The 22570-nt window shown below is 60.2% G+C and carries 17 protein-coding genes; 12 read left to right on the forward strand and 5 right to left on the reverse strand.

Features of this window, described 5'->3' with window-relative positions:
- Nucleotides 1–145: 145 nt before the first annotated feature.
- On the reverse strand, nucleotides 146–1339 hold the full coding sequence (locus FG381_RS03400) for an IS110 family RNA-guided transposase (protein WP_139686987.1): 1194 nt from the start codon (nucleotides 1337–1339) through the stop codon (nucleotides 146–148).
- 166 nt (nucleotides 1340–1505) lie between these two features.
- Between FG381_RS03400 and FG381_RS03405 the strand changes: the two genes are divergently transcribed.
- A complete protein-coding gene (locus FG381_RS03405) occupies nucleotides 1506–2576 on the forward strand; it encodes a porin (RefSeq protein WP_226960374.1) in 1071 nt (356 codons plus the stop codon).
- 65 nt (nucleotides 2577–2641) lie between these two features.
- A complete protein-coding gene (locus FG381_RS03410; protein WP_139687545.1) occupies nucleotides 2642–4468 on the forward strand; it encodes an aryl-sulfate sulfotransferase in 1827 nt (608 codons plus the stop codon).
- A 138-nt stretch (nucleotides 4469–4606) separates the two neighbouring features.
- On the opposite strand, the gene rarD is transcribed toward FG381_RS03410, so the two are convergent.
- Together rarD and FG381_RS03420 are read right to left on the reverse strand one after the other, a co-directional pair.
- Nucleotides 4607–5602: an EamA family transporter RarD gene (gene rarD, locus FG381_RS03415; protein WP_308694803.1), complete on the reverse strand. Its 996-nt coding sequence runs from the start codon at nucleotides 5600–5602 to the stop codon at nucleotides 4607–4609.
- Nucleotides 5603–5635: 33 nt separating this feature from the next.
- Complete coding sequence (locus FG381_RS03420; RefSeq protein WP_139687546.1) at nucleotides 5636–6838, reverse strand: M20 metallopeptidase family protein; 1203 nt, start codon at nucleotides 6836–6838, stop codon at nucleotides 5636–5638.
- 502 nt (nucleotides 6839–7340) lie between these two features.
- Here FG381_RS03420 and FG381_RS03425 point away from each other — a divergent pair.
- From FG381_RS03425 to gsiD, 4 genes are all read left to right on the forward strand, one after another.
- Nucleotides 7341–9221: an ABC transporter ATP-binding protein gene (locus FG381_RS03425; protein ID WP_139687547.1), complete on the forward strand. Its 1881-nt coding sequence runs from the start codon at nucleotides 7341–7343 to the stop codon at nucleotides 9219–9221.
- A 68-nt stretch (nucleotides 9222–9289) separates the two neighbouring features.
- The gene (gene gsiB / locus FG381_RS03430) at nucleotides 9290–10825 is read left to right on the forward strand and encodes a glutathione ABC transporter substrate-binding protein GsiB (protein ID WP_139687548.1); all 1536 of its coding nucleotides are present in this window, start codon (nucleotides 9290–9292) and stop codon (nucleotides 10823–10825) included.
- Between the two features lie 128 nt (nucleotides 10826–10953).
- Nucleotides 10954–11874, forward strand: coding sequence for a glutathione ABC transporter permease GsiC (gsiC, locus tag FG381_RS03435; protein ID WP_139687549.1), 921 nt, complete (start codon nucleotides 10954–10956; stop codon nucleotides 11872–11874).
- A 47-nt stretch (nucleotides 11875–11921) separates the two neighbouring features.
- Nucleotides 11922–12824: a glutathione ABC transporter permease GsiD gene (gene gsiD, locus FG381_RS03440; protein WP_139687550.1), complete on the forward strand. Its 903-nt coding sequence runs from the start codon at nucleotides 11922–11924 to the stop codon at nucleotides 12822–12824.
- A gap of 177 nt (nucleotides 12825–13001) precedes the next feature.
- Here the strand turns inward: gsiD and FG381_RS03445 are convergent, their stop codons facing one another.
- Complete coding sequence (locus FG381_RS03445) at nucleotides 13002–14369, reverse strand: IS110 family RNA-guided transposase (protein ID WP_139687046.1); 1368 nt, start codon at nucleotides 14367–14369, stop codon at nucleotides 13002–13004.
- 372 nt (nucleotides 14370–14741) lie between these two features.
- On the opposite strand from FG381_RS03445, the gene FG381_RS03450 reads away from it, so the two are divergent.
- The 6 genes from FG381_RS03450 (at nucleotide 14742) to FG381_RS03475 (ending at nucleotide 21492) form a co-directional block, all read left to right on the forward strand.
- Complete coding sequence (locus FG381_RS03450; protein ID WP_139687551.1) at nucleotides 14742–15314, forward strand: nitroreductase family protein; 573 nt, start codon at nucleotides 14742–14744, stop codon at nucleotides 15312–15314.
- Nucleotides 15315–15424: 110 nt separating this feature from the next.
- The gene (locus FG381_RS03455) at nucleotides 15425–16138 is read left to right on the forward strand and encodes a hypothetical protein (protein ID WP_139687552.1); all 714 of its coding nucleotides are present in this window, start codon (nucleotides 15425–15427) and stop codon (nucleotides 16136–16138) included.
- A gap of 99 nt (nucleotides 16139–16237) precedes the next feature.
- Entirely contained in the window at nucleotides 16238–16801 is a 564-nt protein-coding gene (locus FG381_RS03460; RefSeq protein WP_139687553.1) for a nitroreductase family protein, read from the forward strand.
- A 40-nt stretch (nucleotides 16802–16841) separates the two neighbouring features.
- The gene (locus FG381_RS03465) at nucleotides 16842–19322 is read left to right on the forward strand and encodes an MMPL family transporter (protein WP_139687554.1); all 2481 of its coding nucleotides are present in this window, start codon (nucleotides 16842–16844) and stop codon (nucleotides 19320–19322) included.
- Nucleotides 19323–19442: 120 nt separating this feature from the next.
- Nucleotides 19443–20150, forward strand: coding sequence for a DUF3261 domain-containing protein (locus tag FG381_RS03470; protein WP_139687555.1), 708 nt, complete (start codon nucleotides 19443–19445; stop codon nucleotides 20148–20150).
- 325 nt (nucleotides 20151–20475) lie between these two features.
- The gene (locus FG381_RS03475; RefSeq protein ID WP_353935548.1) at nucleotides 20476–21492 is read left to right on the forward strand and encodes a bile acid:sodium symporter family protein; all 1017 of its coding nucleotides are present in this window, start codon (nucleotides 20476–20478) and stop codon (nucleotides 21490–21492) included.
- Between the two features lie 191 nt (nucleotides 21493–21683).
- Here the strand turns inward: FG381_RS03475 and FG381_RS03480 are convergent, their stop codons facing one another.
- Nucleotides 21684–22550: a cyclic nucleotide-binding domain-containing protein gene (locus FG381_RS03480; RefSeq protein WP_139687557.1), complete on the reverse strand. Its 867-nt coding sequence runs from the start codon at nucleotides 22548–22550 to the stop codon at nucleotides 21684–21686.
- Nucleotides 22551–22570 lie beyond the last annotated feature (20 nt).

Below are 22570 nucleotides of genomic sequence, written 5' to 3' on the forward strand. Positions count from 1 at the left end.
GGCCAAAATGAACTCATCAGAAGTCTTGTCCTTGCCAATAAAAAGCCACATGCATCAAGTGCAATTCGACATGAATAGCTGTCGGACAAGCCTTACAGAAAAGGGTTTCTCATTTCACGCGATTAGTTATGGAATTGCCGATGCCTCATGCTGCAGCGGCAGCCTCATTGCTGGGTTGAACGGCCATCGCCGCCAGCACCGAGCGGGGGACGCCCGCTCTGTGGATGTCGAACTTTTTGCCGTAGGTGAGCACCGCCCATGCGATCCGGATGAGTTTCGCCGCCAGCGACACCATGATCTTGCCGTAGGGCTTCCTCACCGCCAGCTGCTTGTCAATCCACTTTGTGAGCTGGCAGTCGGGCAGCTGCCTCTTGCAGTACTGCATGTAGATGCAGGCCGCACCCTGCATCAGCAGGGATCTCAGCAATTTGTCGCCGCGGCGGCTGATTCGCCCCTGGCCCTTGCTGCTCAGGTCGGGAGCAGAGCTCTTCTTTTGTCTGGGCTTATTCACATGCCCCGTAATGTAATTTTTCGGCACGCATCCGATGTAGGCAACAAGCGAGCGTGACGTTTCAAACCGTTTTACATCGCCGACAACCGTAATGAAGCGGGCGGCGATCTGAGTGCCGACGCCCATGACGCTCTTCAGCAGCCTGCCGTTGGCATTGGCGCTGACCAGTGCTTCAAGGTCCTTGTCGAGCTGATGAATTTGATCATCGAGCGTCTTCACGCGGTCAAGCATCGTCGTCAGAGCAGAGACAGCTGCGTCGCCCATCATGTCTGCCTTAGCTTCCACGGCTTCACGCATCTTTTTGAGATTGCGCCTGCCGGCAGGCATGTGGATTCCCCAGGTCTGGGCAAAGCCCTTGAAGCTGACGAGCGTCTTCGTACGTTGTCCGATCAGCTGCTGACGCACGCCCTGCACCGTCATAATGCGGCATTCTTCGAGAGATTTCGCGCGAATAGGCCGAAGATCCGGATCGGCCGTCAGCCGGGCAAGCGCGAGCGCATCGTTGATGTCGGTTTTCTGGCCCGACATATGCGTGTCGATCCACATCTTGACGACTTTGCCGTTGATAACGCGCATCTCATGGCCGCGAGCCTCGAGCTCAAGGGCAAGCTGCGAGTAGCCGCAGCACGGTTCAACTGCAAACAGCGTCGGGGAGAGCTTGTCGGCAAGCTCATAGAGCTCAGCATAAGTCACGCGGTCGATACAAATAATTTCTCCCTCGTTGAGCGTCACCGCTGCCAAGGAAACGTCGTATTTGGCAAGGTCCAGCCCGATCGCGGAATATTCGATGGAAACATCAAGCGTCGTTTGCGTATGCTTCTTTGTCATGGCATGGCCTCCTGCGGTATTAGAGGTAGATACACCTATTGTCGCGCCCATTCGCTCGAACGGGTTCGATGCAGTGGGTGGTCCATGTCATTAACCCAACCACTTCCCCCGCTCTCTCCGGAAAGCGGGGACCATTCTTTCCGCAATCCTTCTCGGCGCGAGCCTCATCCCTTCTGCCTCCGCAGAGGACGGCGTAGCCGTCACGGGCCTCGTTGACCTCGGCCTCATGGTGCAGCACGCCAACGGCCGCACCAATACGACGATGGAGTCGGGAAACAACAAAACCTCGACCATCGACATCCGGGCGACGGAAACCATCAGCGACGACCTCTGGGTGCGCGCGGCATCCTACGTCTCCTTCATGCCCGATACCGGCACGCTTTATGAGGACGGCGTCCTCTTTGACGGCGCAGCGCTCACGCTCGGAAGCAAAACCTTCGGCGAAGTCGCTCTCGGCCGCATGGGGGCATTGAAGAGCACCGACGGCGACATGAGCCAGTTTGCGCTTGCCGAAGGCTACTCCCCGATGGGTGCGAACCTCCCTCACGCAGGTCTTGCATACATCTTTACCTGCGACGGGATCCTCAACAATACTGTCGGCTACGCGTCTCCATCCTTCTCCGGATACCGCTTCTTTGCGCAGTATTCGAACGGCGTCACAACCGAAACCGGCGTCGGCGCGGACGACGACAGGCTCCTCACGGTTTCCGTGCTCTACAACAACCATGAGAAGCTGCGCTTCGGCGGGATTGCCACCTACCACACCCACGGCACGCTTGCCGAGGACCACAACGCCACCAAGGACATCATGGTCTCGATGAACTACGACTTTGATGCCTTCCGACTCTACCTTACCTATCAGCATGTGTTCGACGGGCTCGGCCCCAACACGATGCTCCGCGCCGGCGCTTTCGGCTTCGGCGCATCCGAAAAAGGATTCGATACCGACGCCTTCATGGCGGGCTTCATGAAGGACATCGCCGGAGGGACGCTCTCCGCCGTCTTCCAGGCGAGCCGCTCGGAATACAAGGGCGACGCAAACGACGGGAATCTCTCGACCTCCGGCTGGCGCATCAATCCTGCCGCCATCTACCGCTATCCCGTGAGCCGCCGCACCACGCTCTGGACGGCGCTCTCCTGGACCCACGGCTACGGCATGTACCGGCGCGTGAAGGATCACCCGGTCGACAACCCCAACACGACGTCCTGGGGTGCCGGCGTCACGCACTTCTTCTGACGCATCTGCTTTCCAACCGTTTTTTTTTTCATCCATCTTTCCCAAAAGATCATAGGACTACTCTCATGAAGCACTCTCTCCTCATGCTCGCGCTCGGCGCAGCCGTCTTCTCCTCTGCAACGCTGCCTGCCCACGCGATGGGCGCCGTCGGCGGCCCGGTCGTTCGCTACGCCTCCATTCAGGGGCAGCTCGGCGAAGTCATCGTGAATCCCTACAAGGTGGCGCCGCTCACGGCCGTCATTAAGAACGGCGGATACGATCTTGAGTCCGCCACCGTCACGATCGTCCCGAAGGAAAACGGCCAGACGATCACTTACAACGTTCCGAAGAAGCAGCTCCTCACGCACGGCGGCATTCCCGTCTTCGGCCTCTATGCGGATTACAGGAACGAAGTGAAGGTGTCCTACGTCCGCGACTTCAACGGCAAAAAGGAAACCATCAACGAGTCCTACTTCATCTACTGCTCGCCCGTTTCCTGGATCAATCAGGGTACGAACTATGAGTCGCCCGAAGACTTCACGGCCATTGTGAAGAAGGTCGACCCGGCGTTCTCGGACCGCCTCTATCTCATCAGCAATATTGGCGACGAAACCGGCCTCAACAACCGCGCCGTGTGGAACAACCCGATGGGCGGCGCCCTCACATGGAATTTCGTGCCGCAGATCGCCGTCTTCGACACCAAGGGCGAAATCCGCTGGTACCTCGACCCGCGCACGATCTGGGATCCGGAATCCATTTATTCCGCGGGCGTCATGATGGGCTTCCGCCAGAACGATGACGGCGCGCTCACCTGGGGCTTCGGTCAGAAGTACGTGAAGTACGACATCATCGGCCGCGAAATCTGGAATCGCCGCCTTCCCGCTTCCTACAACGACTACTCGCACTCGATGGATCCGGCCCAGAACGGCCACTATTTCCTGAGAGTGGCTTCGGCCGACCACCGGCGTCCGGACAACAAGCGCATCCGCACGGTTCGCGACGTGATTGCCGAGGTGGATGAGGACGGCGTCGTCGTGGACGAATTCAAGCTCTGGGACATCCTCGACCCGTACCGTTCCGACGTCATCCGCGCACTTGACCAGGGCGCCGTCTGCCTCAACATCGACGCTTCTAAGGCGGGACACACGCTTTCGGCCGAGGAACTCGCCCAACAGGACAAGACGGACAACTTCGGCGACATCGCAGGCACCGGCGCCGGCCGCAACTGGGCGCATGTGAATTCGGTCGACTACGATCCGAGCGACGATTCGATCATCATTTCCTCGCGTCATCAGTCGGCCATCATCAAGATCGGCCGCGACAAGAAGGTGAAGTGGATTCTCTCGGCGCCGAAGGGGTGGCGCGCTCCGTGGAAGGATGCGCTTTTGACGCCGGTCGACAAGAATGGAAAGCCCATCAAGTGCACCGACGTTTCCTGCGAAGGCGGATTCGACTGGACGTGGACGCAGCACACGGCCTTCCGCATCGACTCGAAGTCCGACAAGGACGTGATCTACGTGTCCGCCTTCGATAACGGCGACGCCCGCGGCATGGAGCAGCCGGCACTCCCCTCAATGAAGTATTCCCGCGCTGTGGTCTACAAGATTGACCAGAAGAAGATGACGGTCGAACAGGTTTGGGAGTACGGCAAGGAACGCGGCCACGAATGGTTCAGCCCCGTCACGTCGCTTACCGAATACAACCCGGACAAGAACTCGATCCTTGCTTATTCGGCCACTGCCGGCGCGTCTTTCGACCTCCAGTCGGGCGCCTTCACGAGCAGCCCGAATCCGTGGCTCGAGGAATTCAAGTGGGGAGAGACGGAGCCTGCGGTTGAAATCCAGTTCAAGAACACCTCGGGCTACCAGGCGATGGTGCTCGACGTGAACAAGGCTTTCGGGAATCCCCAATAACTGAAGGCGTCAGAAAAAGAAGCTTCGGACTGCAGAAGTCAATCACTGCTCCCGGGGCTTCCAGCTCATTGCTTTGAAATTGAGCCTCATGGCGAAAGATGTCCATGAGGCTCTTTTTTTGCCTGCGCAGGCTGCTGCTTAAACCTCGTCGGCCTTCTTTCTCGCCTCAAGGCGCAGCCGCCGCTGCATCAGCACGGTTTCCCCGAGGAAGAGCGCCACGGCCGACCAGATGAAGAGGAACCCGATCAGCATCTCGAGCGTAAAGGGCTCGTTGAAGGCGAAGACGCCGATCAGAAAGACCATCGAGGGACTCACGTACTGAATGATGGCGGACGTCGAATACGGAATGCTTCGAACGCCCGAAGCAAAGAGCAGAAGCGGAATCGCCGTAATGGGACCGGCCGCAATGAGAAGGAGCTGCGTCGTGCCGGAAGCGTCTGCGAAAGCGAGCTCCCCGGTGCTTCCGAGGTAGCCGAGCCAGAGAAGCGCAATTGGCGTGAGGATGAGGCTCTCAAGCGTCAGCCCCTCAATGCTTCCGAGAGGCGCAATCTTGCGGATCAGCCCATAGACCCCGAACGTGAAGGCAAGCGCAAGCCCGAGGAAGGGCGGCACGCCCTTTACCCACGAGATCCAGAGAACGCCCGCGGCGGCGAGGCCCACGGCGATCTTCTGCGCAGCACGCAGCTTTTCTCTCAAAAATACGGCTGAAAGCAGAATGGAAACGAGCGGATTAATGAAGTACCCGAGCGAAGCCTCGATCGTGCGGTCCGTCACGATGGCGTAGACGTAAGTGCCCCAGTTCGCGCCCACGAGGAGCGCCGAAGCCGTGAAGATGAGGAGGATCCTCGGACTCGTAAGCGCGTCCTTAAGCCACGCGGTCCTGCGCATGACGAGAATCACGAGGGCGATGAAGAGGAGCGACCAGACGACGCGGTGCGCGAGGATCTCCATGGCGCCGATATTCGCGAGAGCATGGAAGTAGAAGGGAAAAAGCCCCCAGAGAATATAGGCGGCAAAGGTGCAGAAGATCCCGTAGAACATGGTGCGGGAGCGCGGGGAAAGCGCGCTTGAAGGTTGAGGATCGGGGAAAAAAAGGAAGCCTCCGGAGCGCCGGCAAAGAGAGACTTCGGGCATCTCCGGAGATCTGTACTTACGACTTCAGGGCTTTCAAGCCGCGAGCGCCTTCAGGCGTTCAAGCGCAATGCCCGCGAGGTAGGTCGAAGCGAGCGGAATCACCTCGTCGTTGAAGTCGAAGGTCGGATGGTGAAGCGATGCTTCGTGCGCGTCGTCGCGGATCCCCACGCGGATCATGGCGCCCGGGCGCTTGAAGAGGAATTCCGCAAAGTCCTCGCCCCCCATGGTCATGTCCATGGGCTCCGCCGCGTCGGCGCCGAAATGACGGACGATGAAGTCGCGCACATGGGCCATGGTCTCAGGCGGATTGATGAGGGCCGGAACCAGACGGTCGTAGCGCAGTTCGCCCGTGCAGCTCTCCGACGCGGCAATCGTCTCGACCATCACCTTCATCTCGTGCTCGATCTGGTTGCGCACGTCTTCGCTGAAGGTGCGGACCGTCCCCGAAAGCGTCACTTCCGTCGGAATGACGTTGGGCGCGTTAAAGCGCCCGCCGTTCACGGACGAAATCGAGAGGACCGCAGGCTGAATGGGCATCACCTTGCGCGAAACGATCGTCTGAAGACCGGAAATGAGGAGCCCCACCGCAGGAATCGGGTCGATGCCGAGATGCGGGCGCGCCGCATGAACGCCCCGGCCCTTCACGGAAATGTAGAAGAAGTCGGTCGAAGCCTGAGCTGGACCCGCGCAAAGGCCGAAGGCGCCCTTCCGGATCGTGGGTTCATCGTGGCAGCCGTAGATTTCGCGCACGCCGAGCTTGTCGAGAATCCCGGATTCTTCCACCGCACGCGCACCCTTGCCGATTTCCTCTGCCGGCTGGAAAACGCCCACCACGCGGCCGGCGAATTCGTTCTTCTTTTCCTGAAGATAGCGCAACGCCCCGAGGAGCCACGTCGCATGGCCGTCATGCCCGCAGGCGTGGCAGCGAAGTTCCGTCTGACTCTTCCAGGCATTTTCCGAATTGTCGGGCATCGGGAGCGCGTCGATGTCGCCGCGAAGCGCCACGGCCGGACCCGGACGGGCGCCGTCCACCACGGCGATCAAGGCACCGGGAACCGTCGTGTCGTCAAGCTCCGTCACGCCCCAGGCGCGGAGCTTTTCCTTCAGAAGCGCCACCGTGCGCTTCGTTTCAAACCCGAGCTCCGGATGCGCATGAATGTCGCGGCGAATCTCCGCGAGCTCATCGGCCCAGGCGCCGATCTCCGGAAAAACCTTGTCCTTGAGAACGTACTGCATCGTCAAACCTTTCCTTTGTGTTTTTTCATACCCTTCGGGGAAAATCTTCGCGCCCTTGAGCGGCTCGAAACGGGCATCCGTTCATTCTAGGGAGAAGACGCGCCATCCTGCCTCAGGTGCATTGCGCATCCTTTATGCCTCAAGTCGGAGCACGGCCGCAGGTCTTCGCGCACCAGAATGCGGCGCAAAAGCCTGTTGCCGGCAAACTTCGTGCACAACTTTGATGGGTGGCGCACGAAGATACGGCATCTGAGCTTAGTACTTTTGTTTTCAATCAAATTCGAAGGCGATTTGCAAGACAGGCAGGCGCTTCACCTGAGGCCTGAACTTCTCTCTCGGGTTAGGCTTGAGAATCGCGCCCGGAAGACGGCTCTGAAGAACGCATGCCTCAAGCTGGCATGGTTCTTGCTCATTCCGATCGCAGACGGGCTGACGTGCCGGCGTTTTTTTCCCAATCCGCCGTCGCCCACCGAATATTTGTAGAAGAAAACTTATTTTGAAGATGGAAAGAGCAGACACCAAGCCCGATTCCCTGCAGGACAACCTGCCGGTGCTAGAAGTGAAGAACCTCAGAGTTCAGTTTTCTTCCGACAGCGGCACGACGACTGCCGTAGTGGATGAATCCTTCGTCATTCACAAGGGCGAAACGCTCGCGCTCGTCGGCGAATCGGGTTCAGGCAAATCCGTGACCTCGCTCTCCGTCATGCGCCTCGTTGAGCACGGCGGCGGCAAGATCGTCAACGGCTCCATTCATCTGCGCTGCCGCGACGGGCGCTTGGTGGACCTCATGAAGGCCTCGCGTTCGGAACTCCAGGCGCTGAGAGGCTCCGAAGTCGCGATGATCTTCCAGGAACCGATGACGTCCCTCAACCCGGTCTTCACCGTGGGCGCTCAGATTGCGGAAAGCCTGACGCTCCACCGCGGGATGAGCGAAGCCGAGGCTTTGAAGGAAGCCGTGCGTCTTCTCGAGCTCGTTCGCATTCCGGACGCCGAACGCGTTGCCATGCGCTTTCCCCATCAGCTCTCGGGCGGCATGCGTCAGCGCGTGATGATTGCCATTGCGCTTGCCTGCAAGCCCCAGCTCCTCATTGCCGACGAACCGACCACGGCGCTCGACGTCACGGTTCAGGCCCAGATTCTTGCGCTCATTGCCGAGCTCCAGAAGGAAATCGGCATGGCGGTCCTCTTCATTACGCACGACATGGGCGTGGTCGCCCAGATTGCCGACCGCGTGGCCGTCATGCGCTACGGCGAAATTGTCGAGGAAGGCAAAGCCGTCGACATCTTCGACGCGCCGAAGCACCCCTATACGCAGGCGCTTCTTTCCGCCGTCCCGCGCCTCGGGAGCCTGAAGGACATCCCGCACCCGTGCTTCTTCCGCCTCATTGATCCGGACAACGGCCGCGTGATCGAACCGCCCTCTGACAAGCTGCCGCCCCCGGGCGACACCATTCTTGAAGTCAACGACATCGTGAAGACCTTCCCGGTGCGCACGGACTTCTGGGGCAAGCCCACCTATGTGGTGCGCGCCTGCGACCACGTGAGCTTCAAGCTCCGTCAGGGCGAAACCCTCTCGATCGTGGGCGAATCGGGCTGCGGCAAGTCGACGACGGGCCGCGCGCTCCTGAGGCTTCTTGACATCGACTCGGGCGACATCATCTACCGCGACCGCTCGCTCGTTCATATGACGCGCCGGGATCTGCAGCATGCCCGCCGCGATTTGCAGATGATCTTCCAGGATCCGTATGCGTCTCTCGACCCGCGCCAGACCGTGGGCTACTCGATTGCGGAACCCCTCATGATCCACAACGTCTGCTCGAAGTCGGAGATGTGGGACCGCGTGGCGATGCTCCTGAAGAGAGTCGGCCTCTCGCCCGACATGGCGAACCGCTATCCGCACGAATTCTCGGGCGGCCAGCGCCAGCGCATCTGCATTGCGCGCGCCCTTGCGCTTCAGCCGAAGGTGATCGTCGCCGACGAGTGCGTCGCCGCGCTCGACGTTTCGATCCGCGCTCAGGTCGTGAACCTCATGATGGAGCTCCAGGAAGAAATGGGGCTCTCCTACATCTTCATTTCGCACGACATGGGCGTCGTCGAGCGCATCAGCCACCGCGTCGCCGTCATGTACCTGGGGCAGATCGTCGAAATGGGCCCGCGCCAGTCGGTGCTTGGCCATCCCTATCACCCCTATACCCAGAAGCTTCTTTCGGCCGTGCCGATTGCAGACCCGAAGGAGCGCAATCTTCTCAAGCTCATCAACCTTTCGGACCTTCCGAGCCCGGTGCGCCGCGTGGGCGACGAACCGGTGGTGGATCCCCTGGTTGAGGTTGAACCCGGGCACTTTGTCGCCCGCCATCAGATCGGGCAGATGTCGGGGGCCTGATCTGAGTTCTGAACCCTAGTTCTTCGGCAAACCTCTTCCTTTTTTCACTCCTCCAGAAAGGCAATCAGATGAAATTCGTCAAGGCTGCTCTGCCCCTTATATTTTCCGGCGCACTCCTTGCCGCAGGCGCCGCTCAGGCCGCCCAGAAGGACGTGACCGTTGCGGTCGCCTCCACCTTCACGACGCTCGACCCCTACAACGCGAGCGACACGCTCTCGCAGGCGGTCGTGAAGTCCTTCTACGAAGGGCTCTTCTCGTTCGACAAGGACATGAAGCTCGTCAACGTCCTCGCTGAAGGCTATGAAGCGAGTCCCGACGGCCTCGTCTATACGGTGAAGCTGCGCCAGGGCGTGAAGTTCCAGAATGGCGAAGACTTCAATGCCGAAGCCGTCAAGATCAACTACGAACGCGTGATGGATAAGAAGAATAGCCTCAAGCGCTATGTCCTCTTCTCCAACATCGACCGCATCGACGTGGTCGACGCCCATACGGTGAAGTTCACGCTGAAGAAGCCCTTCTCGGCCTTCATCAATCAGCTCGCGCACCCGAGCGGCGGCATGATCTGCCCGAAGGCGCTTGAAAAGTGGGGCGCTCAGATTGCGTTCCACCCCTGCGGCACCGGTCCCTTCATCATGAAGGACTACAACCCGGCCGAAGTTCTGAAGGTTGAGAAGAACCCGAACTACTGGCGCGCCGGCTACCCGAAGGTGGATTCGATCACCTTCAAGCCCGTCGTTGAAAATTCGACCCGCGTCGCGATGCTTCTCACCGGCGAAGCGCAGTATGCGTTCCCGCTTCCTGCCGAGCAGGTGAAGCAAATAGAGAAGCGCGATGCCGTCCGCGTCGACGTGACGCCCTCGATCATCACGCGCTACGTCGAAATGAACATGACGAAGAAGGTCTTCCAGGACGTTCGCGTCCGTCAGGCCCTCAACTACGCGATCAACAAGGAAGCGCTCGTCAAGGTTGCCTTCAACGGCTATGCGGATCCCGCCACGGGCGTGGCTCCGATGAACGTCGACTATGCCGTGAAGCTCGGTCCCTGGCCTTATGATCCCAAGAAGGCGCGCGAGCTCCTGAAGGAAGCGGGCTATCCGAACGGCTTCAGGGTAACGCTCTGGTCGGGCTACAACCACTCGACCGCGATGAAGATCATCCAGTTCCTGCAGCAGCAGCTCGCGCAGGTGGGCGTTAAGGCCGACATCCGCGCGCTTGAAGCGGGCCAGCGCACCGCGCTCGTTGAATCTGTCACGCCTGAGAAGTCCGAACACCAGCTCTACTACATCGGCTGGTCGAGCTCCACGGGCGAAATGGACTACGCGATCCGTCCGCTTCTCGCGACCTCGAGCTTCACGCCGAACGATTCGAACGATTCCTATTATTCGAACAAGATGGTCGACGAGAAGCTCATGGAAGCGCTCGCCACCACCGACCGCGCGAAGAAGGCTGAGCTCTACAGCGACATCCAGAAGCAGATCTGGAACGATGCGCCGTGGATCTTCCTCGTGACCGAGCAGAACATTGCCGGTGCGGCGAAGAACCTCACGGGCTTCTACATCCAGCCCGATGCGAGCTTCAACTTCACGGAGCTTGAGCTCAAGTAAGGCTTTAAGCGAAACCTACCCGCCCGAAGCGGCCCCGGCTTCTCTCAGAACACTCTTCGAGAGAGGCTTCGCCGCTCCGGGGCTTTTCACACCAACTTCAATTCTCAGGCGAATGCGCCGGCGACTCCATGCTGCGATATTTCATTAAAAGACTCCTGGGCATGATCCCAACGCTCATCATCGTCGCGATCTGCGTCTTCTTCTTCATCCACCTGCTGCCGGGCGACCCGGCCCGACTTGCAGCCGGCCCGGAAGCCGACGAAGCGACGGTGGAGATGATCCGCCACAGCCTTGGCCTCGACAGGTCGCTCCCTGAGCAGTTCATCCATTTCGTCGCCGGCGTCCTCCAGGGCGACTTCGGCACCTCGATCCGCTCCCAGCGCCCGGTGATTCAGGAAATTGCCGAACGCTTCGGGCCGACCCTCTACCTCACGCTCGCGTCGATGTTCTGGTCGGTGGTCTTCGGCCTCGTGATCGGCGTCATTTCCGCCGTCTTCCGCAACAAGTGGCCGGATCGCCTCGGCATGACGCTTGCCGTTTCGGGCATTTCGTTCCCCGCCTTCGCGCTCGGCATCCTGCTGATGGAGATCTTCTCCGTCGAGCTCGGCTGGCTCCCCACCGTGGGTGCGGCTTCCTGGAAGCACTACATTCTCCCCTCGATTACGCTGGGCGCTGCGGTCGCCGCCGTCATGGCCCGATTCACGCGCGCGTCCTTCGTCGAGGTTCTCCATGACGACTACATCCGCACGGCCCGCGCGAAGGGCGTGACGGAAACCAACATCGTCGTCAAGCACGCGCTGAGGAACGCCCTCATTCCGGTGGTCACCATGATGGGTCTTCAGTTCGGCTTCCTCTTGGGCGGCTCGATCGTCGTTGAGAAGGTATTCAACTGGCCCGGCATGGGTCGCCTCCTCGTCGACGCCGTCGACATGCGCGACTATCCGGTGATCCAGGCGAGCGTTCTGCTCTTCTCGCTTGAATTCATCGTGATCAACCTCGTGGTCGACGTGCTCTACGGATGGATCAATCCGTCGATTCGCTACAAGTAATTGATCCACTACTGAAGAGAAAAAACATTTCCGGAGAATCAGAAAAAATGAGTACCTCTACTGCAGTGGATCCCCGCATCGCGAAGTCGAATGACGCGCTGCGCACGCCCATGGGCGAATTCTGGAGAAAGTTCAAGAAGCAGCCCGTCGCCATGGCGGCCGGCATCTTCGTCCTCTTTCTCATCGTCGTTGCAATTCTCGGGCCGGTGATCACGCCCTTCGACCCTGAGAACTACTTCGACTACGACATGCTGAACGAAGGCCCCTCGGCCGCGCATTGGTTCGGCGTTGACGCGCTCGGGCGCGACATCTTCAGCCGCATCGTTGCCGGCACGCGCATCTCGCTTGTCTGCGGCTTCACGTCCGTCTTCGCGGGCGCCGTGATCGGCACGATTCTCGGCCTCATCGCGGGCTTCTATGAAGGCTGGGCCGACCGCGTCATCATGCGCATCGCCGACGTGCTCTTCGCCTTCCCGGGCATCCTTCTCGCGATCGGCATCGTGGCGATTCTCGGCGGCGGCATGCTCAACGTCGTCGCCGCCGTCGCGATCTTCTCGATTCCGGCCTTCGCCCGACTCGTTCGCGCGAACGTCCTTTCGCTTAAGACCCAGACCTATGTGGAAGCGGCGAAATCTCTCGGCATCAGCGACTCGATGCTTCTCATCCGCCACATTCTCCCGGGCACGATCTCGGTGATTCTCGTCTACCTCTCGATGCGAATCGGCACCTCGATCATCACGGCGGCGTCGCTCTCCTTCCTCGGCCTCGGCGCTCAGCCCCCGATGCCTGAATGGGGCGCCATGCTGAACGAAGCCCGCGCGGACCTCCTTACCGCTCCGCATGCGGCGATCTTCCCCGTGATCGCGATCTTCCTCACCGTGCTCGCCTTCAACCTTCTCGGCGACGGTCTGCGCGACGCGCTTGACCCGAAGGTGGATACGAACCGCTGACCATTTTTCCGGAGCCTCTGCTCCGTGAAAGACTTAATGACGGCCGGGTTCTCAAGGGAATCCGGCCGTTTTTTTCCACGAAAGATAGGAAGCCCTCGGCGCGCGACCTTCCCTGCGGGCGTTCTCACAAGAACGTCCAGCATGGTATCTGCTGCTTCTCAGGCTGCTGAAGCTACGCTAACTGCTGACGACTGCGCCTAGGATCGCACCCGTTTTCGTCTCCACAACCAGGCCGTCAGCGATCACGTATTTCGTTCCTTTGAGTTTCAGCAACTGCTTTACGCCGTTCTTTGCTCGTTCCATCAAGGTGTCCCGAAACGCCGTTGACTGGTAAGGCTCAAAGCCTTTCTGATGAGTGAGAACGGAATAAATGATGCGTGCGAGCAGGTGTGCGAAGGCGACCATGGCACGCCTGTAGCCGCGCCGCATCTTGAGCACCTGGAATTTTTCCTTCAGCGCAGCGGTACCGCCGACCACAAGTCCTCTGGCGGCTTCAATCAGCGTGCGCCTCAGGTGTTTGTTCCCTTTCGGGCATTTTCCACTTTTCTGTTTGCCGGCAGATGTGTTGTCCCCCGGGCAAATGCCGAGCCAGGAAGTAAACTGCTCTGACGTGGGGAAGTGGTCCTTCAAATCCGCACAGAGTTCGGCGTAAATCATGCGGGCCGAGCGTTCCTGAATCCCCGTTATGGTAATGAGCAGCTGGATGTCCTTCTCGTAGGGAGCCTGCAGCTGGCGGAGCCTTTCGAAAGTGCTTCGGTCGTACTCCTCGAGCTGATCGATCTTTTTCCGGAGCGCCAGAATCTGCTCCTTCATCATCGGCTCGATTTCGAAGTTGAGCGCCTGCATGATCTGCTCAGGGCTTGCCCGCAGCCGGCGGCTGTTTTGCTTGATGACATCAAACAAGTGCGGATCATCTCTGAGCTTGGCCATCAGGATGAGGCTGGCAGCTTTGCCTCCGCGGATGTCGCTGAATACCGTTGTAGGCCGGCATCCGGTGAGATTCAGAGACTTGCCGAAACGATTGGAAGTTCGGGAAATGTCATTCCTGTTCTTCTGCAGATCACGTGAAATGACGCGCTGCAGACGAAAGGCCTTCTCCGGCACGAAGGATTTTTTGAAGTTTCCCGTTCGGGCAAGAGACGCCAGACGTGATGCGTCCTTGCGGTCTGTTTTGCGGCCGGCTGCCGCTTTGGCGTCGCGGGCATTGATCAGAGCCAGCTGCTCAGAAGTGAAGCCGGCTCTCTCGAGGGCTTCGTACGGGCTCTGCCACAATGACCCGGTTGATTCCATAAGGATGATGTCGGGATTGCATTCACGGCACCAGGCGGCGAAAGCATCGATGCTTGCGCGGTCGGTATTGAAATCCCGGCTCTCAGATTGTTCACGATGACCTGCAACCTGCTTCTGATGGCAGCAGACGAGTAGGTTGAGATGAACGTCAATGCCTATTGCCGAGCGGTACATCGCGTGAACAGTAATTTCGGGATTACTGATCTGCGCACGGGCAGCTCGCAATGGCGTATCGGTACGGTTAGACTTACTCATAGCCCCTCCATTAAGAAATGATTGGGGTTCGAGGAAGCCCTGGCAACCACGAAGATGTTGGAGAAACAGGTAGACGCAGCAACCACCCGGAAGCTACGCTCATTTTTCCACACGCCTAGTCACCAGCGTTCAAGCCAGCGAACAGAGCAATATAGGGTGCGAAAGTTCCGCTGCAATTTTTTGACGGCAAGCGTCAGAAACGTTACCAAAAAAACGTACGCAGACAGGTCGCGCGCCGAGGGCTTCCTCATCTTTCATGATAGAGGGTGAGGAAGCCCTTTACTCATCACGATTTTGGCGCGGCCTCCTCGTCTCCCGAAGCGCCCTGGGAGTAAAGTCTTTCCAACAGCCACTCATGAAGGAACTGCCGAAATGCCCGAAAAGATTCTCTGCAAACTCCCCGATCCCCAGCCGATGCCGATGACCGTGACCGACGCCCTCAGGAAGCGCCGCACCCTCCGCTCGATTTCGGGCCGGCCGCTGACAGAAGCCGAACTCTCGAACCTCCTCTGGGCCGCCGCCGGCGTTACGTCTAAGGACGGAAAGAGAACCGCGCCCACCTGCCTCAACCTCCGGAGCGTCTCGGTGTTCCTTCTCGCGAAGGACGGCGTCTGGCGCTACGACGGCGAAAAGCACGCGCTCGAACTTGTCGTTCGTGAGGATCTCCGTGCCGCCTCGACCCTCGGGCAGCACGCGTTCGTGGACAACGCTCCCGCGACCCTCGTCTTCGTTGCCGAAAACACGCCCCGCACCCAGATGGCGCTGCCCTATTTCGTCTACCTCGACGCGGGCGCCATGATGGAAAATGCGGCCATCGCCGCTGCCGCCCAGGGACTTGCCGGAGTGCCGAGAGGCTCCGTCAACGGCCCTGAACTTGGGAAAAGCATGAGGCTCCCGGCAACCTTCACTCCGATCTTCTGCTACACGGTCGGGCACCCGCAGTAACCCATATCGTCTGGCGCAGAAAACCATCCTATTGGCGCCTCAGGCTATCGGAACTCCCGCGTTTTGCGCTGAAAATAATCTTCAGAGTCCATTCGAACGCGGGAGTTTTCATGTCTGAAGCCGCCACCCCTGATGCCATTCTTGCCCTCATCATGGAGGCAAAGTCCGACGCCGAGCCGTCAGACCCGGCGCTTCAGGTTTTTGCAGAACTCACCGGGAATGATCCCGTTAGCGTTCTCGAATCCCTCGCTTGCGATCAGGCGTCCGCAGCGCTTCCCGGCATCCGCCGCACGGAACCCTCGCCCGACATGGTGCGGCTCACGGGCACCATGAAAGCGGCCGAAAAGAGCAGCGGCAATGCGCTCATCATTCTTGACCTGCCGAAAGCCCGGAGCCATGCTTCGCCCGGTTCTGAAAACGCCCGGGCCGTGAGGCTCCTGCCGCAGTTCGTGCTTGCGTTTGAGGAAGCGCCTGAAGCTTCCGACGCCATGGTCCTTCGCGTTCTCGCGCATGAAAAGTGGGATTCCCCCATGTGCGCGCTCTCGCTCGAGGATGCCGTGCTTCTCGAAGGCCTTTCAGCTCAATCGTGCACGGACCTTCCGGAACGAAACGGAATTTTTCCTGAAGTAAAGGGGCTCTATCCGATGCCTCCGGGAACCGGAGCCGTCCTTCAGGTCCGAGTGGCTCCCGGCGCCGCGGATCCCGCCCGCATTGCGAAGATTTTGAAGCGCAGCGCCGCCATTCTTCTTCGGCGTCTCGACATTGCCCGCGCCCGCGCGCATGAGGGCCCGGCGCTCGAAAGGGCGCTCCTTGACGGCGCATGAAGGCATCTCGCCCTCCGGTTCGGAGGGGAGGCCCTCTCCACTTTTGTTTCTGAATCCAACTTCCATTCACTGATCGAATCCATCAAGAGGAGATAAACCATGAAAACCATCCAGCTTCCCGCCCCGAAGACGCTCGGCACGCTCACCCTCGAAGCGGCGCTCAAGGCCCGCCGCACCAACCGCGAATGCACGAATGCGGCATTGGACGACGCCGAACTCGCCGCGCTCCTCTGGGCCTGCGCCGGCCTCACGACGGAAGACGGCCGCCGTACGACGCCTTCGACCCTTGACCTCCGTGCGGTTTCGCCCTACGTTCTGCGCGCCGACGGCGCCTGGCGCTGGAATGCCGCTGCCAACACGCTCGAGCAAACTGCTGAGGAAGATGTCCGCAAGGTTTCGACCGCCTATCAGTTTGAATACGTCGAAAAGGCGCCCGTGACGATCGTCTTCGTTGCCGACCAGGAACGCGCGAAGAATGCCCGTCCGACCGGCGTCTACGTCGACGCGGGCACGATGGGGCAGTCCTGCTACCTCGCCGCCGCTGCGCTCGGTCTTGCCGGCTGCGTCCGCGCCTCCTTCGACCATGAGGAACTCAGGAAAGCCATGAAGCTCGGCGAAAAGCTCGAACCCATCGTGCTCTTCACCTGCGGCCGCCCCGCCTGATCTACGGCGGCGGCACCCTGCGGGCCGATCCTGAGCCTCGATGCCCGATAATGAAGACTTAACGAATTCTTCATTTCTTTTCGGGATCGAACCCGTGCGCCGCCTTGCCGACATACTGCTTCTATTTCTTGAAGCCCGAAAAGGACGACCAGCGCTTATTGCGCTCCTCGTCCTTTTTCTCTTTTCGCTCTACTCGGTTTCGACCCACATCACGTCGCACCCCTTTGAAGCCGACGTGGCGTCGCTCCTTCCCGAATCCCTCGCGCCCGAACTCTCTCCTCAGATTGAATCGAAGCTGAGGGAGCAGCTCTCGCGAACGGAAACGGAACGCATCGCAGCCGTTTTAACGCTCACCTTCCCGAGCGATGCCGCCGCCCGCAAAAAGGAAGGCGAAAAAGCGCTTTTCGACGCTGCGCGCGGCTGGGAAGCGCTCGTTCTCAGGAACCCGGCGCTGCAGCGCGCGGATCCCGCCGGGACCGGCGCAGTCCCGAATATCCCTCAGGCCGCCGGTAATCTCCTCACGCAAAAAGACAAGGCGGAACTTGAAAGACTCGTGAAGCTCCCGCCTGAAAGCGCTTCTCAGGCGCTTGCGGCCAAAGCCGTCCGCACGATGTCGGGCTTCAGCACGGGCGCCGCGAGCTTCTCGGCCGACCCGTTCGGGACCCTTGACCACTGGATTCTCGAGCGTCTCTCGGCGACCCCCTGGCAGAGAACGGAAGCGGAGGGGCGCACCTGGCTCCTGGTCAAAAGCGCTGATCCCCGGGAGCGCTCTCTTCTTCTCGTTTTCTCGGTCGATCCCGAGCGCGTGAGTTCCGGCGAAGCGGGGCTCGCCAGAACTTTCGCTCAAGCCGATGAGGCGCTGAGAGAGAAGTTTTCTTCTGACGGGAATGTCCGCTTTTCATCAGCCCGCGCGGGCGTGCCGCTCTTCACGGACGCCATCGCCTCGCGCGCAAAGGATGAGGTGGCCCTGATCGGTTCCGTCTCCACCATCGGCGTCGTCGTTTTTGCCTGGCTTCTTTTCGGGCGCATTTCAACGCTCCTTCTGATGGCGGCGACCGTCGGGGCCGGGTTTCTCATTGCGATGGGCCTCAGTTTCGCGATCTTCGGAGAGCTCTCTCTCATCACCTTCGTCTTCGGCGCCACGCTGATCGGCGTCTCGATCGACTATTCCTCGCACTGGATGACGATGAAGGAGAAGGGAGAATCGGCTCCTGACCGGCGCCGGCGCCTCATCGTACCGCTTCTTTCGGCCGCGCTTTCGTCCGCCGCCGCCTACCTTGTTCTCGCCTTCACGCCGCTCCCCGGCCTCACGCAGATGGCCGTGCTTGCGGCCGCGGGGCTTTTGGGCGCGCTTCTTGTCGTTCTGATCCTGCTTCCATCTGCCGAACGCTTTGCTCCCGCGAAGGACACCCGTCTCATGACGCTGCTCGTGAAGACGCTTCCGAAGATTCCGAGGCTCTCAAAGGAAAATATCCGGCGGCCGGGCGTTCTTGCCGCACTCGTTCTCCTTGCCGGACTCCTCCTTTTCGGGTTCGCAAAAGTTCAACTTGCATCGGGCATCCGGGATCTTCAGGGCGCTCCGCCCTCCCTCATTGCGAGCCAGCTCGAAGCGCAGAAGCGCCTTCGGCTCCCTTCGCCCGCCCAGGCCTTTGTGATTGAAGGCGATACGCTCGATTCGGCGCTCGGAAAAGAAGCGCTCGTCAGAAAGGAACTTGCCCGGGATCCCGGTCTCCAGGGGATTGCGGCCAGCGGTCTCTCAGAGTGGCTTCCGAGCGCAGAGGAACAAAATCAAAACCGGGCGCTCGTGAGAAGAGCCCTTCAGCTCGCGAGCCCTGTGCTCAAGGCGCTCCTCGGCGCCGCGCCGGAAGGTCCGGGCGATCAGGCCGTTACCCCTGGAATGCTCGAAAAAACATCCCTCGCCTCACTCTTTGACGCCTTCATTCTTCAGAAGCCCGGGGAAAGGCATGAAGCCGTCCTCATGCTGACGCTCTCGGGCGTTCAACCGGAAAACCTCCCGGCACTCAATGCCCTGCAGGTCCCGGAGGGCGTCCATTTCGTCGACATCACCTCCGGCATGGATGAGGGGCTTTCCCTCTACCGCGACCGCATTCTCATGCTCCTCGCCGCCGGACTCGCACTTCTTTTCCTTGCGCTCACGCTCCGCTTCGGGTGGAACGCCTGGCGCGCCGTGCTCCCCACTGCCCTCGGCATTGTCTTCTCGGCTGCCGTCCTCGGGCTATTGGGCATCCCGCTCACGCTTTTTGCGAGCCTCGCGATGGTGCTTCTCCTCGGACTCGGCATTGACTACGGGATCTTCGTCACCGGGAACCCCTCCGACGGGCGAACCGCTGCGGCTGTTCTCTTTTCGGGCGTGACGACGATGCTCTCCTTCGGGCTTCTCGCTTTTTCGGCCACGCCTGCGCTTCACGTTTTCGGACTCACGCTCTTTGTGGGCCAGCTCGCGGTCTGGATCGCAGCGCCGCTCGTAAGACCCGAAAGCGCACCTGCCGCCAAAGCGTGATTTTCGGGCATCCATTCTCTCTATAGAAAATGTCCGCTATGCTCATGACTTCGAGACTGCAGCCTTCTCCCTGCAGCCCGGAACTCTGACGGCCTCTTTTCCTTTGAAAGGTTCCCACGAATGCGCTCCCGTCCCATCGCCCGCCGCTCCTTTGCCGCGCTGCTTCTCGCGCTCTCTCTTGCCGGCTGCTCCGGACTGAGAACGGAATCCCGGGTTGAGGAGCCCCCGGAGCCCGCTCAAAAGAGGCTTCCCCGGGAAGAAGCGAAAAAGCCCGCCAAGCCCGGGCGAAAAAGCGAAGCGCTTCCTCACTCACCGGTCGACGACGGCGCGCTCGCGCCCGTCTTCGCGCCTTCCATTGCGGACGCCCCCAGACTTACGCTCGATCAGCAGATCCGCATCCGCTTTCACGAGAAGGCGCTCTCTTCGGGGGCGCCGAAGTCCGTTCCGGTTCTTCGCGCGCTTGTCGTCGCCGACCCGGGGCTTCTGCGCGCCGCCTTCACGGCGATGGGCATGAACGTCTGGGCCATCACCTGGAACGGAAGCCGGATAGAGGAGTCCCGCAGCCCGAGGCTCCCCGCTGAGGTGAAGGCCGAAAGATTCATCCGGGATTTTGCCTTTGCGCTCTGGCCCGTCGAGAGCGTGAGGAGAAGCATTCCTCAGGATATGGATTTGATCGTGAGCGAGCGCGGCGATACTGAAATCCGCGCGCTCATCCGCAACAAAGCTCCCATTCTGCGCGCGGTCATCACCCGAACCCGGAACCGCAGCCTGATTACGCTCGCCAATGCCCCTGAAGGCTATACCCTCGACATTGAAGCCGCCCGATGAGGCTTTTCTCCTAGGCCGGACATCTTAAGCGCATTCTCCGATCGGCCTTGGAGCACGTCATTCTTTTGTGCATTAGCGCCCCCGATGCGTGCAGAACGCACTCTCAACGCACCCGAAGAGACTTTTTGCAAAGTAAAGTTACCTTCACGCACTTCACCTTCGGTGAGGAGATGCTCTCCAACAGGTGCAGTCCGGCGGCTTTCCCGCCGGATAAACAACTTTTATGGGCGGCCTTCTCAAAGGCCGGAACGACCATGAAGCTTCTTTTCAGCTTTACAGCTTTTTGGAAGGGGATGCGCCAATAACGCATGCCTCGATGCTTGAAATGAAATATCTAGTGAAAGTGAGCCAGTTCGTAAACAAGACGTTTGCCCTGTGGGTGATTACGTTTGGAATACTCGGGTTCATTTTCCCTGAGATTTTCAAGCTCGTCGGCCCGTACGTTCCGGTTCTGCTCGGCGTTGTGATGTTCGGCATGGGGCTCACCCTCTCGACATCCGACTTCAGGGAAATCTTCCGCCGTCCGCGCGACGTTTTTGTCGGCGTTGTCGCCCAGTACACGATCATGCCGCTCTCGGCCTACGCGCTCTGCGTTCTCCTTGAGCTTCCGCCTGATCTTGCCGTCGGCCTCATGCTGCTCGGCTGCGCCCCGGGCGGCACGGCTTCGAACGTGGTTACGTTCCTCGCCCGCGGCGACGTGGCGCTTTCCGTGACGGTCACGTCCTGCACGACGCTCCTCGCGCCCCTTGCGACGCCGGCCTTCATGTACGTCTTCGCGAACCAGTGGCTCAACATCGACCCGATGGCGATGTTCCTCTCGATCGTTCAGATCATTCTGCTTCCGATCGCGCTCGGCCTCATCGTTCACAAGGTTCTCGGCGACAAGCGTCTTGAAAGCGTGGTTGCGGCGCTCCCGATCGTCTCGGTCTCCGCCATCGTCGTGATCGCTGCCGCTGTCGTTGCCGCCACCCGCAATCAGCTCCTCAATGTCGGTCTCCTCGTCTTCACGGCCGTAGCTGTTCAGAATGCCGTCGGCATGCTCCTCGGCTACTGGGCCGGACGCTTCACCGGCATGGATCTCGCCAAGTGCAAGTGCCTCTGCTTTGAGGTCGGCATGCAGAACGCCGGTCTCGCGGTAGCCCTCGCCACGGTGCACTTTGCGACCTCCCCGATGGCGGCGCTCCCGGCTGCGTTGGGCGCCCTCTGGCACAACGTCATGGGTCCGATCGTCGCGACGGTCTTCCAGGGCTGGCACGAGGAAGGCGAAAAGGAATCGTTCTTCGACCGCATCGAACGCGTCTCTCGCTCTGAAAAGACCGTTCCGGTTTCGGCCAAGCACTGATCAGAGATGCTTCTCCTTTAAACACGCTTCAGTTCCGGCCCCCAGCCGTTCGCCCACGGCTCACTTCACACTCTTTATCGGGCGAGCGGCTTCCCGGAGGCTTGAAGGAAAAAAGAGAAAGCTCCATAAGAAAAGCTCCGTTTCCTCAGTGGATTCGGAGCTTTTTTTTGTTTTTCGATCTCAAAAAAGGATCAGTCGGCATGGTCCTCTGCCTCTGCGGCGAGGAGCATCTCCTCGACCCGCTTCGGGCGTGCGATGTAGGCGCCTTCGCCGTCCGCATGGTGCATCCAGTCGTGAACGCTCTGAAGGGCCGATGCCTCAAGCCGGCAGAAATCGCCCTCCCGTTCGTAGCCTGCGCCCGCGCGAAGCTCGGAAAGAAGGCTGTCGAGCGTCACGAGCGACGTGCGGATCACCTGAGCAATATGCGCCTTTCTGCCCGGTACCGGGAATCGGACCCAGCAGCGTCCGCTCTCTTCCGTGATGCGCCCGTAAAAGAGCGCCCAGCTTAAGAAAAGCGCCTTCAGGCGCTCCATCGCGGGAAGGAGCGCAAGGACGGCAAATCCCATCCTGTCCGACAGATTGATGAGTTCGGCCTGCCCCATGACGAGAAGAAAGACGTCCTGATTCACCCAGGGCTTCAGAATGTCATGCATTTCGCTGTGGCGGATTTCCCGCACGCGCACGTGGGAGAGCGCCTGATAGCGGCCGATTGCCGCTCGCCCCGTCACCCAGTTGAGATTCCCCGAGGCATTCCTCATCGGGGGCGAGAGCGCCATGGCGCCCGCACCCGGCTGGCCGTCGAGCGACGCGAGAATGCGGCCCGTGAGGCCTTCCTCCACGTACATGAAGCTTCTCACCTGAACGCGGGGAAAAAGCCACTCGCCGGGCTCGAACTCGCGCACCACGCCGCGCGTGCTGAAAAGCTTGCGAATGAACGGATGGAGGGGCGGCGTCACCCACGGCATTACCGGGGCATCCGGGCCGGAAACGCCCGGCCATTCGCGGCTGAAGCGCCTCAGGCGGAGCGCATCAAACCATTGAGGAGAAAAACGGCGCATGGGGAAATTCCATCAGAGCT

This window comes from Sutterella faecalis (assembly GCF_006337085.1).
GTDB classification, from domain to species: Bacteria; Pseudomonadota; Gammaproteobacteria; order Burkholderiales; family Burkholderiaceae_F; genus Sutterella; species Sutterella faecalis.

What these genes read in the sequence shown, in the direction of transcription:
- FG381_RS03400 (WP_139686987.1), bottom strand. Translation starts at nt 1,339, where the DNA reads ATGACAAAGAAGCATACGCAAACGACGCTTGATGTTTCCATCGAATAT.
- FG381_RS03410 (WP_139687545.1), top strand. Translation starts at nt 2,642, where the DNA reads ATGAAGCACTCTCTCCTCATGCTCGCGCTCGGCGCAGCCGTCTTCTCC.
- rarD (WP_308694803.1), bottom strand. Translation starts at nt 5,602, where the DNA reads ATGCCCGAAGTCTCTCTTTGCCGGCGCTCCGGAGGCTTCCTTTTTTTC.
- FG381_RS03420 (WP_139687546.1), bottom strand. Translation starts at nt 6,838, where the DNA reads ATGCAGTACGTTCTCAAGGACAAGGTTTTTCCGGAGATCGGCGCCTGG.
- FG381_RS03425 (WP_139687547.1), top strand. Translation starts at nt 7,341, where the DNA reads ATGGAAAGAGCAGACACCAAGCCCGATTCCCTGCAGGACAACCTGCCG.
- gsiB (WP_139687548.1), top strand. Translation starts at nt 9,290, where the DNA reads ATGAAATTCGTCAAGGCTGCTCTGCCCCTTATATTTTCCGGCGCACTC.
- gsiC (WP_139687549.1), top strand. Translation starts at nt 10,954, where the DNA reads ATGCTGCGATATTTCATTAAAAGACTCCTGGGCATGATCCCAACGCTC.
- gsiD (WP_139687550.1), top strand. Translation starts at nt 11,922, where the DNA reads ATGAGTACCTCTACTGCAGTGGATCCCCGCATCGCGAAGTCGAATGAC.
- FG381_RS03445 (WP_139687046.1), bottom strand. Translation starts at nt 14,369, where the DNA reads ATGAGTAAGTCTAACCGTACCGATACGCCATTGCGAGCTGCCCGTGCG.
- FG381_RS03450 (WP_139687551.1), top strand. Translation starts at nt 14,742, where the DNA reads ATGCCCGAAAAGATTCTCTGCAAACTCCCCGATCCCCAGCCGATGCCG.
- FG381_RS03455 (WP_139687552.1), top strand. Translation starts at nt 15,425, where the DNA reads ATGTCTGAAGCCGCCACCCCTGATGCCATTCTTGCCCTCATCATGGAG.
- FG381_RS03460 (WP_139687553.1), top strand. Translation starts at nt 16,238, where the DNA reads ATGAAAACCATCCAGCTTCCCGCCCCGAAGACGCTCGGCACGCTCACC.
- FG381_RS03465 (WP_139687554.1), top strand. Translation starts at nt 16,842, where the DNA reads ATGCCCGATAATGAAGACTTAACGAATTCTTCATTTCTTTTCGGGATC.
- FG381_RS03470 (WP_139687555.1), top strand. Translation starts at nt 19,443, where the DNA reads ATGCGCTCCCGTCCCATCGCCCGCCGCTCCTTTGCCGCGCTGCTTCTC.
- FG381_RS03475 (WP_353935548.1), top strand. Translation starts at nt 20,476, where the DNA reads ATGAAATATCTAGTGAAAGTGAGCCAGTTCGTAAACAAGACGTTTGCC.
- FG381_RS03480 (WP_139687557.1), bottom strand. Translation starts at nt 22,550, where the DNA reads ATGCGCCGTTTTTCTCCTCAATGGTTTGATGCGCTCCGCCTGAGGCGC.